The following is a 14,219-nucleotide window of genomic DNA, read 5'->3' on the forward strand; positions in this document are numbered from 1 at the left end:
GGAGGAGGTCATGCCGCCGCGGCCGTGCCGACGGCCTGCCCGACGACGTCGATCTGGGACTGGACGGAGCTCAGCGCGCTCGGCGCCATGTACCAGGTGTACAGGTCGAGGTAGGTGATCCGGCCTTCCTTCGCGGCCGTGGTGCCGCCGACGAGGGGGTTGTCGAGGACTCGGGACGCGTTGGGGCCGGTGGTGTCGCCGAGGGGTGCCTCGCGGTCCTGGACGAACATCATGTCGGGATCGGCCTGGGCGATGTACTCGAAGGACACGGCGTCCCCGTGGGCGACGTCGTCGGCGAAGGTCTCCGACACGGGCTTGACGCCGAGGTCGTGGATGATGCCGTACCGGGAGCCGGGTCCGTACGCGGTGACCTCGGCGGCCTCGACGCGCGCGATGAGCCCGCGCAGATTCGCCTGTGCGGCCGCCGCGGACACGGCGTCGAACGACTCCTCGATGCCGGCGAACTTCTCCTCGAACGCGTCCTCGGCTCCGAAGATGGTGGCGAGGTTGCGGTTCTGCGTCTCGACGCTGTTCAGGAAGTCCTTGGAGTCGACGGAGAGGTCGACGGTCGGGGCGATCTCGCTGAGCGCGTCGTAGCTGGTGGCCGACCGGGCGGCGACGATGATGAGGTCGGGCTCGAGGGCGTTGACGGCCTCGAAGTCGGGCTCGAACAGCGATCCGACCTTGGCGACGTCGTCGCCCCGGTAGCGTGCGAACGATTCGGGCCAGTTCGTGAGGGCGGGGACGCCGACGGCATCGGGCAGGTCGAGGTCGATCATGGACTGCAGGACGCTCTGGTCGAAGACCACGACCCGTTCGGGATCGACGGGCACCTCGGTCTCGCCCTGGGCGTGACTGATGACCACGGTCGCGCCGGTGTCCGCCGCGGTGTCGGAGGAGGTGTCGGAGGAGCAGGCGGAAAGCCCGAGCGAGGCGGCCGCGATTAACGCGACGGCGGCGGACAACCGGATACGCATGGGCAATCTCCTTGAAAATTGAACTTCCGGGGTAGGCGAAGCCCCTCGTGCGGTCCCGCCGCCACCCCGAACTCAGCGAAGCGTTGCCTAACTTAGCATGCCTTTACTTACCGTTGGCAAGAGTCGTGTCTCCACACGGACGAGCGCGCCGCCACTACGGTCGGATCATGACCTCAACCACGTTCTCCGCCTGGGTCGCGCGCGAGCACGACGGCGCGATCGACTTCGCCCCCGAGACCGTCGACGAGACGATGCTGCCCGACGACGGCATCACCGTCCGCGTCCTGCACTCGAGCGTCAACTACAAGGACGCCCTCGCCGTCGTCCCGCGCGGCGGCGTGGTCCGCAACTACCCGATCATTCCCGGCATCGACCTCGCCGGTGAGGTCGTCACCTCGGATCACCCCGACTTCGCGCCGGGCGACCGGGTCCTCGCGCACGGCTACGAGATCGGCACCGGCCGGCACGGCGGCTACGCCGAGTACGCCCGCGTCCCCGCCGACCAGCTCGTCCGGCTCGGCGAGCTCTCCACGGCCGACGCCGCCGCCATCGGCACCGCCGGCTTCACCGCGGCGCTCAGCGTGCAGGCGCTGCTGCGGCACGGCCTGACCCCGGACGACGGACCCATCGTCGTCACCGGCGCCTCCGGCGGCGTGGGCACCGTCAGCGTCGACCTGCTCGCCGCCGCCGGATTCGAGGTGGTCGCCTCGACCGGCAAGCCGGAAGCCCACGACCTGCTCACCGAGCTGGGCGCCGCCTCGGTGATCGGACGGCTGCCCGAGGACCCCGACGCGAAGCCGCGACCGCTCGGCAAGGCGCACTGGGCGGGGGCCGTGGACTGCGTCGGCGGCGCGACCCTCGCCCATGTCCTCAGCACCGTGCAGTGGGGCGGCGCGGTCGCCGCGAGCGGGCTCACCGGCGGCGCCGCCTTGCAGACCACGGTGATGCCGTTCATCCTGCGCAGCGTCGCGCTACTGGGAATCGACTCGGTGCAGCTGCCCATCGTCCCGCGGCGCGAGCTGTGGGAGCGCCTCGCGGGCGACCTGCGTCCCCGGCACCTGGCCGACATCATGCGCCGCATCCCCGCCCGGGAGCTGGTGTCCGTGCTCGATCTCGTGCGGGCCGGCAAGTTCACCGGCCGGGCGGTGATCGAGGTCGCCGACGGATTCTGACGGCTCGTCAGAAGAGGGTGAGCTCGACCTCCTCGACCACCTTCACCGTCCGGCGCACCGCCTTCTTCGCCCGCGCGGGCGCGGGGGTCGGCTCGGGCCGCGCGGGCGCGGGGGTCGGCTCGGGCCCGGCCGGTTCGGAGACGGGCGCCTTCGGAGCGGGCGGGGCCGCCCCCTGGGCGCGTGCCGCCTCGCCCGCCAGTTTGTCGGCGAGTTCGTTGAAGTGGTTGCCGACGTGCCCGCGCACCCACCGGAACCGCACCGGCCCGGACCGCTCGGCGAGGACGCGATCGATGGACTGGACCAGGTCGAGGTTCTTCACCGGCGCGCCCGTCGCCGTCTTCCAGCCCTTGCGCTTCCATCCGGGCAGCCACTCCGAGGCGCACTTGATGGCGTATTGCGAGTCGGATTCGATGATCATCGGTTCCGGACCGGGGTGGGCCTTCAGCGCCTCGAGCAGCGCCCGCAGCTCGGCGATCTGATTGGTGCCGGAGCGTTCCCCGCCGGCCCGGCTCGGCCCTTCGTGATTGACCCACGCCCATCCGATGGCGCCGCCCGGGTTTCGAAGGCACGAACCGTCGGTGCTCACGATGATCATGTGCCAGACCATATCCCGTGGCAGAAGCGACGTCGCGCCCGAGGCACCGACGCGCCGCGGCTGTGCAGAAATCGCGGCCCTCCTCGGCGTGTCGGCACGAGAAGCGCACACTCGGCGGGTCGCCGCCTTCGATCCGCACCTCGTCGCCCGGTACGGCGGCACAGTACGGTGGACCGGTGCCCGTCCCCGCTCCACCCAGCACCGGCGCGCTCGTCGTCCGCGCCGAGCTGCCCCGGCCGGTGGACGTCGCGCTGACGTTGCAGCCGCTCCAGCGCGGCCCCTACGACCCCTGCCACCGCCGTGACGGGCACGCGGTGTGGCGCACGTCCCGGTTGGCGTCGGGGCCGGTCACCTACCGGCTCGTGCAGGACGGTCCACGTGGCGTGCGCTGCCAGGCGTGGGGTCCCGGAGCCGCGGAACTGGCAGACCGTCTTCCCACCCTGCTCGGCGCCGACGACGATCCGACCGGGTTCCGGCCCGAGCATCCGCGCCTGGCCGAGGCCCATCGACGTCTCCCGGCCCTGCGGATCCCACGCACCGGCCGCGTGCTCGAGGCGCTGGTCCCGGCGATCCTCGAACAGCGGGTGCACGCCGTCGCGGCGTTCGCGTCGTGGCGGCGGCTCGTCACCTGGTTCGGCGACGACCCGCCCGGCCCGGCACCGGAGGGGATGCGGGTGCCGCCGGCCGCCGAGACGTGGCGCCGCGTTCCGTCGTGGGAGTTCCACCGGGCGAACGTCGACCCCGGCCGGGCCCGCACCGTCGTGCGCTGCGCCCAGCTGGCCGACCGGCTCGAGCGGCTCGTCGACCTCGATCCCGTCGAGGCACAGCGCAGACTGCACTCGATCCCGGGCGTGGGGATCTGGACCGCCGCCGAGGTCGCGCAGCGCGCCTTCGGAGACGCGGACGCGCTGTCGGTGGGCGACTACCACCTCGCGAAGATCGTCGGCTGGTCGCTGCTCGGCGCGCCACTGGACGACGCCGGCATGGTGGAGTACCTGGAACCCCTTCGGCCACATCGTTACCGGGCCGTGCGGCTGATCATGGCGACCGGCGGGGCTGGGCGGGTCCCGCGGCGGGGGCCGCGCACGCCGATCACCGATCATCGTCGGCACTGAGCAGGTCCCCGCGCCGGTCGCGCCGCCGGGGCCGGAGTCGTCGGCCCGGTACCGCCGGGCTGCGCTGCCGCGGCGCCGACGGCTGACCGTCGGATTTCGGCCGCCGGACCGTACCCTGGTGGCATGTCCGACCCAGACATTTCGACCGCGCCCACGAGACTCGCGCGGCTCCCGAGCTGGCTGCTGACCCAGTCCGCGCGCCATGTGCACCGAGTGGTGTCCGGCCGGCTCGGCCTGGCCGACGCCCGCGGCTACCACTACCGCGCGCTGGCGGCGCTCGAGGAGTACGGCTCGCTGTGTCAGGCGGATCTGGGCCGACGGGCGGGGATGGACCGCAGCGACATCGTCGCCACCGTCAACGAGCTGGCCGATCGGCGGTTCGTCGATCGCAGTCCCGATCCCACCGATCGGCGCCGCAACATCATCAGCGTCACGCGCCGTGGGCGGCAACACCTGCGCACCCTCGACGACGTCCTCGTCGCGGCGCAGGACGAGGCGTTCGCGTCGCTGGACCCGGCCGAGCGGGACCAGCTCGCCGTCCTGCTCACGAAGGTGCTCGCGCACCACACCCGGCAGGCGAAGGGCTCCTCGCGGGAGCCCTCCACCTCCGACGGACTCAGAGGGAGCGGGCGATGATCTGCTTCATCACCTCGTTCGCGCCGGCGTAGATCCGCTGCACGCGGGCGTCCTCGTACATCCGGGCGATGAGGTACTCGCGCATGTAGCCGTAGCCGCCGTGCAGCTGCACGCAGCGGTCGATGACCTCGCACTGCTTGTCGGTCAGCCAGTACTTGACCATCGCGGCGTCCGCGGCGTCGAGTTCGCCCTTCAGGTGCTGCTCGATGCAGTGATCGAGGAACACCTGGCAGGTGCGGGCGATGGTTCGGCACTCCGCCAGCTCGAACGCGGTGTTCTGGAACTCGAACAGGCTGTGCCCGAACGCCTGCCGCTCCTTCGTGTAGCGCACCGTCTCCTCGACCGCGCGGTCCATCGCCCCGGCCGCCTGCGCGCCGATGATGAGCCGTTCCTGCACCAGCTGCGCCATCAGCTGCGCGAAGCCCTGCCCCTCGCTCTCGCCGAGCAGGTTCGACACCGGCACCCGTACGTCGGTGAACGACAGCTCGGAGGTGTCGGCGCCGTGCTGGCCGACCTTGTCCAGCACCCGCCCGACCGCGAAGCCGGGGCAGTCCCGCAGGTCGACGATCAGCAGGGAGACGCCCTTGGCGCCGGCCTTCGGGTCGGTCTTGACGGCGAGCACGATGACGTCGGCCGACGAACCGTTGGTGATGAAGGTCTTCGAGCCGTTGACCACGTACTCGTCGCCGTCGCGGAGCGCGGTGGTCTTGATGGCCTTGAGGTCCGACCCGGCGCCCGGCTCGGTCATGCCGATCGCGCCGAGGATCTCGCCGGTTGCCATGCCGGGCAACCAGGTTCGCTTCTGCTCCTCGCTGCCGTACTCGAGGATGTAGTGGGCGACGATGCCGCTGTGCACCGAGATGCCCAGGGCGAGGTCACCCGAGTAGCCCTGCGCCTCGAAGACCGCGAGGTCGTGCGCGAAGGTGCCGCCCCCGCCGCCGTACTCCTCCGGGATCGAGCACAGCAGCAGTCCCAGTTTGCCGGCCGCGAGCCACACCTCGCGGTCGATGCGCCGCTGGCTGTCCCACTTCTCGGCGTGGGCCATGACCTCGCGCTCGAAGAAGTCGCGGGCCAGTTCCGACACGGCCTGTACCTCGTCGTCGTGCCAGGACGGCACGTACTTCGTCACCATCGGTGTCCTTCAACCTTCCGTCCGGCGTGACCGAATGTCACACCGCGTCGATTCGATCGAACCCATGTGACATTCGGTCACCGGGGGCGCAGCTCGCGCTTGAGAAGCTTGCCGCTCTGGTTGCGCGGGAGGGTGTCCACGAACCGGACGAGCTTCGGAACCTTGAACGGCGCCAGGCGCTGCTTGACGTGGTCGATCAGCTCGTTCTCGTCGGTGTCCGCGCCGGCGCGCAGCACGACGACGGCGGTGACGGCTTCGATCCACTTCTCGTCGGGGGTGCCGATGACCGCGACCTCGGCGACGGCCTCGTGGGTGTAGAGGGCGTCCTCCACCTCCCGGGACGCGACGAGGATGCCGCCGGTGTTGATGACGTCCTTGATCCGGTCGACGACGGTGATGTAACCCTCGGCGTCGCGCGTGACGAGATCGCCGGAGTGGAACCACCCGTCGCGGAACGCCTCCGCGGTGGCGTCCGGGTTGTCCCAGTAGCCCAGGCACAGCTGCGGCGACCGGTACAGCACCTCGCCGGGTTCGCCGTCGGGCACGTCGTTGCCGTCGGCGTCGACGACGCGGGTCTCGACGAACAGCACCGCCTTCCCGCACGACGACGGCCGGTCCGCGTGCTCCTCTGGGCGCAGAACCGTTGCCAGCGGCCCGATCTCGGATTGACCGAAGCAGTTGTAGAACCCGAGGTCCGGGTAGCGCTCGCGGAGCCGGTTCAGCACGGTGACGGGCATGATCGACGCGCCGTACTGCGCCTTCCGCAGCGACGACAGGTCGCGGGTCTCGAGGTCGGGGTGGCTCGCCAGCGGCACCCACACCGTCGGGGCGAGGAAGAGCGAGCCGATCCGCTCGGACTCGACGAGCCGCAGGATCTCCGGGATGTCGGGGGCGGGCAGCAGCGTGACCGTGGCGCCGACGGCCAGGTACGGCAGCATGAACACGTGCATGCCGGCGGAGTGGTACAGCGGCATGCAGATCAGCGGATTGTCGTCCGCCGCCAGGTCCAGCGCGACGATCGACGAGGTGTACTCGTGCACCAGCGCCCGGTGGGGCATCATGGCGCCCTTGGGTTTCGAGGTGGTGCCGGAGGTGTAGAGCAGCTGCACGAGGTCGGCGTCGGAGACGGTCACGTCGAGTTCCGGCACGTCGCCCGTGCACGCGACGGCGAGGAGCGAGTCGTCGGCGTCGCGCAGGGGCACCACATGCTCGGCCGGGACGTCGCCGAGGACTGCGTCGAGGTTCTCGCGCAACGCGGGGTCGACGAGGACGGCGCGCGCCCCGGACTGGCCGAGCAGGTAGCTCAGTTCCTCGCCGCGCAGGGCGTAGTTGATCGGCACGTGCACGAGGCCGGCCCGGGCGGCCGCGAGGTACCCGACGACGTAGGCGTCGGAGTTGGTGCCGTACGCGGCGACGCGATCGCCCTGGTCCAGGCCCAGCGCGCGCAACCGTCCGGCCGCCCGGGTGACCGCGTCGTCGAGCTCGCGGTAGCTGAGGGTGCGGTCGCCGAACCGCAGGGCGGTGCGGTCGGGGAAGCGGACGGCGCTGCGGTGCAGCACGCCGTCGACGGTGTTCGCGCGCGGGTCGAGGCTCATGGCCGACAGGTTATAGGACGTCCAACCAATTGACCAGACCGATCGATCGATAGCGTCAGCGACCCTGCCACACCGGCCGGCGCTTCTCCACGAACGCCGTCATGCCCTCCTGGGCGTCGCAGATCATCGCGTTGGTCGCCATGGTCTCGGCCATCGCCTCGTAGGCCTGCTCCTGCGGCAGCTCGATCTGCCGGTAGAAGGCTTCCTTCCCGATCCGCACCGTCGCCGGGGACGCCGAGACGATCTTCGCGGCCAGGGCCGCGGTCTCGGATTCCAGGGCCGCCGGGTCGACGACGAAGTTGATCAGCCCCCAGTCCGCCGCCGTCGCCGCGTCGATCGTCTCGCCCGTGAGCAGCATCTGCATGGCCCGCTTGCGCCCCACGGCCCGGCTGAGCGCGACCATCGGCGTGGAACAGAACAGGCCGATCTTCACCCCCGGGGTGCCGAACACCGCGTCCGACGACGCGACCGCCAGGTCGCACGACGCCACCAGCTGGCAGCCGGCCGCGACGGCCGCACCCTGCACCGACGCGATCACCGGCTGCGGCACCGACTGCACGGTCTGCATCATCTCGGTACAGGTGTCGAAGATGACCCGCTCGTCCTCGAGGGTCCGGCCGATCATCTCGCGCAGGTCGTGGCCCGCCGAGAACACCGGGCCCTCGGCGCGGATCACGATCACCCGGGTCGCGGACTCCGCGGACAGCGCGCGCAGCCCCATCGTGACCTCGCGCATCGCCGACGCGGACAACGGGTTTCGCTGATCGGGACGGTTCAGGGTGAGCAGGCCGATCCCGGACGCCTCGTCGACGGCGATGAGTACGGCGGCGGGCTGGTCGGTGCGCGTGTCGGTCATGCGCTCCTGCCTACACCACCGCGACGGGGGCGGCCACCCCCCGAACGTGGGTGAGCAGTCGCAGCAGCGCGGCCGCCACCTCGTCGGCGCGCTCGACGATCACCGAGTGCCCCGCCCCGTCGACCCGCACCAGTTCGGCGGCGGGCAGCCGCGCGGCGATGGCCCGCGAGTGCGCGAACGGCGTCAGCTCGTCCGCCGAGCCGCCGAGCACCAGGACCGGTATCGCAGCCAGCACGGCGAGGGCCGCCGACTCGTCGAGCACGGCGAACGCCGCCAGGAAGCGCGAGAGCGTCACGATCGACGTCTCGGTGGCCAGGGCCGTCGCCAGCGACCGTGCCCACGAGTCCGCGGCGCCGCGACGGACCACAGGACCGCACATGCGCCCGCCGATCCGCATCGATCCCTGCATCACCCGCGGCGCGCGTCGCACCGCGCGGTGCAGCACGGACACCGCCGGGTGCCGCAGATAACGGCCGAGCCCCGACTCGGCCAGGCCACTCGCCGCGGTCGCGACGAGGGCGGCACCGACGACGCGGCTGCCGATCCGCTCCGGGTACAGCCGCGCGTAGGCCATCGCCACCATGCCGCCCATCGAGTGCCCCGCCAGCACCACCGGCCCGGGGGGCACGACGGTGCGCAGGACGACGTCGAGGTCGTGGGCGAGTTGCTCGATGGTGTACGTCTCCGGCGCGCCGATCCCCGACCGGCCGTGCCCGCGCTGGTCGTAGGCGACGATGCGGACCCCCGCGCCGGCCTGCCCGGCAAGGCGCTCGCGTACCGCCGACCAGCTGCCGGTGTGCAGGCAGTGGCCGTGCACCAGCACGACGGTGACGAGCGCGTCGACGGGTCCGTGCACCCGCACCGACAGGGGCACACCGTCGTCGGCGGCGACGGTCACCCGGCGCGGATCCGGTCCAGGCATCGCGGCCTCCCAGCGGTCGATCTGCCGGGAATGTCGTCGATGCCCGAGCCGCGCGTTACGGCCGCGACCGAATCGTGACCGATGGTCAGCGCGGGGCGAGGGCCCGGATCATCTCCGTCGGGTCGCCGGCGGTGGTCATCGCGATCACGGGAGTGGTCACGCCCGCCTCGACGTACCGTTCGATGTGCTCGCGGCACGCCTCCGGCGGCCCGTGCACGACGAGCTGGTCCACCACGTGGTCCGGGATCGCAGCGAGGGCCGCCGACCGCTCCCCCTCCGCCCACAACCGCCACATGCCCTCGAAATCGTTGCTGTGTCCGAGGAATTCGTGGAAGGCACGGTAGACGGGGACGTTCATGTAGGCGGCGACCATGCGACGACCGATGCTGCGGGCGGTTTCGGCGTCGAAACCGGGCAGCACGAAGATGCGGGCGACGATCTCCTTGCCCGCTCCTCCCTCGTGCACGTACGGCGCGACGGTGCGCACGTCGTCGGCCGAGAGCCAGTTGACGATCGCGCCGTCGGCCTCGCGTCCGGCGAGGCGCAACATCCCCGGGCGCAGGGCGGCGAGCAGCAGCGGCGGGGCGGGATCGGGGACGAGTCCGGCGCGGAACCCGCCGACCTCGAACGTGTCGTACTTGTGGCTGATCTTCTCGCCGGCGAGCGCGGCACGCAGGAACTGCAGGGTGTCGCGGGCTCTCTTGAACGGCTCCTCGAACGGGGTGCTGTTCCACTTCTCGACGATCACGTTGGACGAGGTGCCCACGCCGAGGACGAAACGGCCCGGGGCGGCGGCGGCGAGGGTGGCCGCGGAGATCGCCAGGGTGGCGGGACCGCGCGTGAAGACCGGCACGATCGCGGTGCCCAGCCGCAGCGTCGGCGCCCACACGCTCGCCAGCGCCAGGGGCGTGAAGGCGTCGGCCACGCTGCTCTCGGACGACCACACGTCGGTGTAGCCGAGGTCGGGCAGTTCGGCGATCAGATCTCGCTGGTCGGGCAGGGCAATACCGTCGAGGGGGATCGTCAGGCCCCAACGGCGAGGCGTCGCATCATCGCTCATACGCCACACCTTAGGCTGCGCCGGTGCGTCCTTTGGGCTGCCAGGACCGCCCAAAGGGCACACCGGTCCGTATGCTGGCCCGTTGTGCAGGTCTCTCAGCTCTGGCGTTACCCGGTCAAGTCGTTCGGCGGCGAGCAACTGCCGTCGGCGACGATCGAGCCGGACGGGCTGCGCGGCGACCACCTGTGGGCGGTGATCGACGCCGAGACCGGCGCCGTCGCGACGGCGAAGAAGGTGCGCGCCTGGTCGCGACTGCTCGAATGCCGCGCCCGGCTGCTCGACGACGCCGACCCGTCGGATCCCGCCGTCCTCGAGATCACCCTGCCCGACGGCCGGTGCACCCGCGGCGACGACCCGCGCACCCCGGCGCTGCTGTCGGAACTGACCGGGCGGGCACTGACGCTGGAGGCCCGCCCGCGCACCTACGACGAGGCGCCGCTGCACCTGCTCACGACGGCAGCCGTGGACGCGCTCGACACGGGCGACCCCGCCGACGTCGCGCTGCGGCGCTTCCGCCCCAACGTCGTGGTCTCGGCGGACGGCACCGGCTTCGTCGAGGACGGCTGGCTGGGCCGCCGGCTCGAGGCCGGTTCCGTCGCGCTCGTGCCGACGCAGCGCACGGCGCGGTGCGTGATGGTGACGTTGCCGCACCAGGAGGTGCCGGCGCGGCGCGACATGCTGCGCACCGTCACCGACCGCAACCGCGTCCCGAACCGTCCCGAGGCCAGGCCGGCACCGTGCATCGGTGTGTACGCCGACGTCGTATCGGAAGGCGTTCTCTCGCTGGGTGACTCACTGACCGTTCGCTGAAACGGATCCGCGCGCCGACCGGACGTCGACGCGCGGAGTTCACCGCGCCGCTGTCGAGCCGGCGCGCGGATCCGGGTCGGTCAGCGGCCCGAGTCCTTCGCGGGCAGGATGCGGGTGCGGACCTCACCGAACCCGATGCGGGTGCCGTCCGGCCCGGGCGCGGTCGCGGAGATCGAGATCTCGTCACCGTCCTCGAGGAAGGTCCGGGTCTCGTCGCCGACCTGCACTGGTTCCATACCGCCCCAGGTGAGTTCGATGAACGCCCCGCGCTGGTCCTTCTCGGGACCGGAGATGGTGCCCGAGCCGAACAAGTCGCCGGTGCGGGTGGCGGCACCGTTGACGGAGGTGTGCGCGAGCATCTGCGCCGGCGACCAGTACATCTGGGCGTACGGCGGACGCGAGACGACGTGACCGTTCCACTCGACCTCGAGATCGATGTCCAGGCCCCACTTCTCGGTGCCCTTCAGGTACGGCAGCGGTTCCGGGTCCTGCACCGGGGTGTCGACGCGGGCAGCCTCGAGCGCGGCCAGCGGCACGACCCACGGGGAGATCGAGGTCGCGAACGACTTGCCGAGGTTCGGACCGAGCGGCACGTACTCCCACGCCTGGATGTCGCGGGCCGACCAGTCGTTGAGGATGACGGCCCCGAAGCAGTGGTCGGCGAACTCGTCCGGGGAGATCGACGATCCCATCGGCGACCCGACGCCGACGACGAAGCCCATCTCGGCCTCGATGTCGAGGCGGATCGAGGGGCCGAACACGGGCGCCGGATCGTTCGGGCCCTTGCGCTGTCCGCACGGACGCACGATGTCCACTCCCGACACGACCACGGTGCTCGACCGGCCGTGGTAGCCGACCGGCAGGTGCTTCCAGTTCGGCATCAGCGGCGACGGATTGTCGGGCCGGAACAGGCGCCCGAGGTTCGACGCATGGTTCTCCGAGGCGTAGAAGTCGACGTAGTCGGCGACGTCGATCGGCAGATGCAGGGTCACGTCCGCGACGGCGTGCACGGCCTCGGCGGGCACGTCCCCCGCGACGAGATCCTGCAGCGCGGCCCGCACCTCGTCCCAGCGGGCGCGGCCCTGCGCCATGAAGGCGTTGAGGGTCGGCGCGGCGAACGCGGGATCGTCGAACACGACGGACAGGTCGAGAACGGAGTCACCGACACGCACGCCGACGCGCGGCTGCGTTCCGGCCGTGGAGAACACGCCGTAGGGCAGGTTGTTCGCGCCGAAGAGCGAACCTTCCGGAATGTCGATGACGGTCATGCGAGAGATCCTTCGGTGATCGGGGACATCGTCGGCGGAGCCAGGCCGACCTCGACGAGATCGGCGAGCGGCTCCACGATGCTGCAGGTGCCGAACGAGCGGAAGCTGTTGCGCAGCTCCTCGATTCGAGCAGGCGACAGGTTGCGCAGCCGGGCGGCCAGGCCGGCGCCGTCCCGGTCGGCGAGCACCGCCGCGACGGCCGCGGTGTCCGCACCGTCGAGCACGGCGTCGACGGCGGCGAGCACGTTGAGGAATCCGTGCTGTTCGAACCCGGTGTGCGGGTCGGTGTTGCGGACCGCGTGGTGCAGGCCCGCCGTGGCCTTGAACGGGACCTTCGTGCGGACCACGGTCGAGAGGGCGTCGGCGAGTTCCCGTTCGTCGGGGTACGCCTCCGCGACCACCCCGCCCGTGCGGAACTTCGCCGCGTAACGCGATCCCACGAGTCCCTGGAGGATCTCGGCGCGGCGCTCGTCGCGCGGAACCTCCACGAACAGTGCGACTCCGGGGTACTCTGCGGCGATCAGGTCGAGGGCGACGAGCACACCGGCGGGGCTCTCCCCGGCGGGCACGGCGATCTCGAGGGCGGCCACGGTGACGCCGTCGACGTCGCGCAGGCTCTCCATTGCGGGAACGACCGCGGACGGCCCGCCCGGAACGGTCAGGCTCAGGGTGAGGTCGCCCCCGAACGGGCGCTGTCCGAGTGCCTCGAGCAACTCCGGGATCCGCGGCGCCGGGAACACGAACGTGCCCACCAGCCCGGCATGGTCGGCGATGCGGTGCGCGGCATGGGCCGGCAGGGCGCGATCGAGCGGGGCGTTACCGGGCGGGAACAGCGCGGCGTCGTCGCACAGTTCCGTCAGCAGGGCTCCGAGAGTGCTCACTTCTGCAGCCCCCGGTTCCAGCTTCCGGCGTAGGCCGCGTCCTCGCACGCGAGCGCACCCTCACCGAGTTCGAGCGGCCGGAACGTGTCCACCATGACGGCGAGCTCGTCGAAGAAGTCGACGCCGATGCTGCGCTCGTAGGCGCCGGGCTGCGGACCGTGGGCGTGGCCGCCGGGATGGACGGAGATCGATCCCTGGCCGATGCCGGAGCCCTTGCGGGCCTCGTAGTCTCCGCCGCAGTAGAACATGATCTCGTCGGAGTCGACGTTGGAGTGGTAGTAGGGCACCGGGATCGCCAGCGGGTGGTAGTCCACCTTGCGGGGCACGAAGTTGCAGATGACGAAGTTGTTGCCCTCGAACGCCTGGTGCGCCGGCGGCGGCTGGTGGACCCGGCCGGTGATGGGCTCGTAGTCGTGGATGCTGAAGGTGTACGGGTACAGGCAGCCGTCCCAGCCGACGACGTCGAACGGGTGGTTGGGCACGAGGTAGCGGGTGCCGACGATGCCGTGCGAGGTGCGGTGCTTGACCAGGACCTCGACGTTGCTGTCCTCGACCTGGATCAGCTCGGTCGGGCCGTGCAGGTCGCGTTCGCAGAACGGCGCGTGCTCGAGGAACTGGCCGAACCGCGACAGGAAGCGCTTCGGCGGGACGATGTGGCTGTTGGCCTCGATGACGTAGGCGCGCAGCGGCTCGTCGCCGGTGGGGATCCAGCGGTGGGTGGTGGCCATCGGCAGCAGCACGTAGTCGCCGGCCTTCGCGTCGAGCACACCGAAGACGGTCTCGACGCGGGCGGTTCCCGACTCGACGTAGACCATCTCGTCGCCGACGACGTTGCGGTAGAGCGGCGACTCCTTCGCCGACACGACGTACGACAGGCGCACGTCCGCGTTGCCCAGGATCAGCCGGCGGCCGGTGACGACGTCGGTCTCGGCCCAGACGGTCTGCGGGAACAGATCGTGCAGCTTCAGATGGCGCGGCTTGAGCGGGTGGTTCGGGGTGGTGGCCTGGTCGGGCAGCTTCCACTCGGTGGCGTCGACGATGGCCGACGGGATGTGCCGGTGGTAGAGCAGCGCCGAGTCCGAGGAGAAGCCCTCCTCGCCCATCAGCTCCTCGTAGAACAGCCCGCCGTCTTCGTTGCGGTGCTGGGTGTGGCGCTTCGGCGGGATGACGCCGAGCTGTCGGTAGAACGCCATGAGATTC

The 14,219-nt window shown here is 71.2% G+C and carries 15 protein-coding genes; 5 read left to right on the top strand and 10 right to left on the bottom strand.

Going from position 1 to position 14,219, the window contains the following annotated elements; translation table 11 throughout:
- Window positions 1-8 precede the first annotated feature (8 nt).
- The gene (locus LZP97_RS17720) at window positions 9-866 is read right to left on the bottom strand and encodes a siderophore ABC transporter substrate-binding protein (RefSeq protein ID WP_234574863.1); all 858 of its coding nucleotides are present in this window, start codon (window positions 864-866) and stop codon (window positions 9-11) included.
- Here LZP97_RS17720 and LZP97_RS17725 point away from each other — a divergent pair.
- Complete coding sequence (locus LZP97_RS17725; RefSeq protein ID WP_234420128.1) at window positions 859-999, top strand: hypothetical protein; 141 nt, start codon at window positions 859-861, stop codon at window positions 997-999. The two genes, LZP97_RS17720 and LZP97_RS17725, sit on opposite strands and share 8 nt — an antisense overlap.
- A 145-nt stretch (window positions 1,000-1,144) precedes the next feature.
- The gene (locus LZP97_RS17730) at window positions 1,145-2,149 is read left to right on the top strand and encodes an acrylyl-CoA reductase family protein (protein ID WP_010595635.1); all 1,005 of its coding nucleotides are present in this window, start codon (window positions 1,145-1,147) and stop codon (window positions 2,147-2,149) included.
- Window positions 2,150-2,156: 7 nt separating this feature from the next.
- Here LZP97_RS17730 and LZP97_RS17735 read toward each other — a convergent pair whose 3' ends face one another.
- On the bottom strand, window positions 2,157-2,744 hold the full coding sequence (locus LZP97_RS17735; protein ID WP_048771706.1) for a ribonuclease H family protein: 588 nt from the start codon (window positions 2,742-2,744) through the stop codon (window positions 2,157-2,159).
- Window positions 2,745-2,920: 176 nt separating this feature from the next.
- Here LZP97_RS17735 and LZP97_RS17740 point away from each other — a divergent pair, with 176 nt between their 5' ends.
- Together LZP97_RS17740 and LZP97_RS17745 are read left to right on the top strand one after the other, a co-directional pair.
- A complete protein-coding gene (locus tag LZP97_RS17740) occupies window positions 2,921-3,859 on the top strand; it encodes a DNA-3-methyladenine glycosylase family protein (RefSeq protein ID WP_017679694.1) in 939 nt (312 codons plus the stop codon).
- Between the two features lie 123 nt (window positions 3,860-3,982).
- The gene (locus LZP97_RS17745) at window positions 3,983-4,495 is read left to right on the top strand and encodes a MarR family winged helix-turn-helix transcriptional regulator (RefSeq protein WP_026137526.1); all 513 of its coding nucleotides are present in this window, start codon (window positions 3,983-3,985) and stop codon (window positions 4,493-4,495) included.
- Here LZP97_RS17745 and LZP97_RS17750 read toward each other — a convergent pair.
- The 5 genes from LZP97_RS17750 to LZP97_RS17770 form a co-directional block, all read right to left on the bottom strand.
- Window positions 4,476-5,627 carry an acyl-CoA dehydrogenase family protein gene (locus tag LZP97_RS17750; protein ID WP_017679696.1) on the bottom strand — a complete coding sequence of 384 codons (1,152 nt, stop codon included), beginning with the start codon at window positions 5,625-5,627 and terminating at the stop codon, window positions 4,476-4,478. The two genes, LZP97_RS17745 and LZP97_RS17750, sit on opposite strands and share 20 nt — an antisense overlap.
- 77 nt (window positions 5,628-5,704) lie before the next feature.
- On the bottom strand, window positions 5,705-7,222 hold the full coding sequence (locus LZP97_RS17755; RefSeq protein ID WP_017679697.1) for an acyl-CoA synthetase: 1,518 nt from the start codon (window positions 7,220-7,222) through the stop codon (window positions 5,705-5,707).
- A gap of 55 nt (window positions 7,223-7,277) precedes the next feature.
- The gene (locus LZP97_RS17760) at window positions 7,278-8,078 is read right to left on the bottom strand and encodes an enoyl-CoA hydratase (protein ID WP_010595641.1); all 801 of its coding nucleotides are present in this window, start codon (window positions 8,076-8,078) and stop codon (window positions 7,278-7,280) included.
- Window positions 8,079-8,088: 10 nt separating this feature from the next.
- Window positions 8,089-8,976 carry an alpha/beta fold hydrolase gene (locus LZP97_RS17765; RefSeq protein ID WP_010595642.1) on the bottom strand — a complete coding sequence of 296 codons (888 nt, stop codon included), beginning with the start codon at window positions 8,974-8,976 and terminating at the stop codon, window positions 8,089-8,091.
- Window positions 8,977-9,085: 109 nt separating this feature from the next.
- Window positions 9,086-10,060, bottom strand: coding sequence for an LLM class F420-dependent oxidoreductase (locus LZP97_RS17770; protein WP_048771594.1), 975 nt, complete (start codon window positions 10,058-10,060; stop codon window positions 9,086-9,088).
- A gap of 84 nt (window positions 10,061-10,144) precedes the next feature.
- Here LZP97_RS17770 and LZP97_RS17775 point away from each other — a divergent pair, with 84 nt between their 5' ends.
- A complete protein-coding gene (locus tag LZP97_RS17775) occupies window positions 10,145-10,870 on the top strand; it encodes an MOSC domain-containing protein (RefSeq protein ID WP_048771590.1) in 726 nt (241 codons plus the stop codon).
- A gap of 80 nt (window positions 10,871-10,950) precedes the next feature.
- On the opposite strand, the gene fahA is transcribed toward LZP97_RS17775, so the two are convergent.
- Genes fahA through LZP97_RS17790 form a run of 3 tightly spaced genes read right to left on the bottom strand, consistent with a single transcriptional unit; the run spans window position 10,951 to window position 14,212 of the window.
- Window positions 10,951-12,138, bottom strand: coding sequence for a fumarylacetoacetase (gene fahA / locus LZP97_RS17780; protein WP_010595645.1), 1,188 nt, complete (start codon window positions 12,136-12,138; stop codon window positions 10,951-10,953).
- Window positions 12,135-13,019, bottom strand: coding sequence for a hypothetical protein (locus tag LZP97_RS17785; protein ID WP_048771586.1), 885 nt, complete (start codon window positions 13,017-13,019; stop codon window positions 12,135-12,137). The genes fahA and LZP97_RS17785 overlap by 4 nt, the downstream gene beginning before the upstream one ends.
- A complete protein-coding gene (locus tag LZP97_RS17790) occupies window positions 13,016-14,212 on the bottom strand; it encodes a homogentisate 1,2-dioxygenase (RefSeq protein WP_048771582.1) in 1,197 nt (398 codons plus the stop codon). The genes LZP97_RS17785 and LZP97_RS17790 overlap by 4 nt, the downstream gene beginning before the upstream one ends.
- Between the last annotated feature and the right edge of the window lie 7 nt (window positions 14,213-14,219).

It is taken from the genome of Rhodococcus sp. DMF-1 (genome assembly GCF_021441945.1).
GTDB lineage: Bacteria > Actinomycetota > Actinomycetes > Mycobacteriales > Mycobacteriaceae > Rhodococcus > Rhodococcus ruber.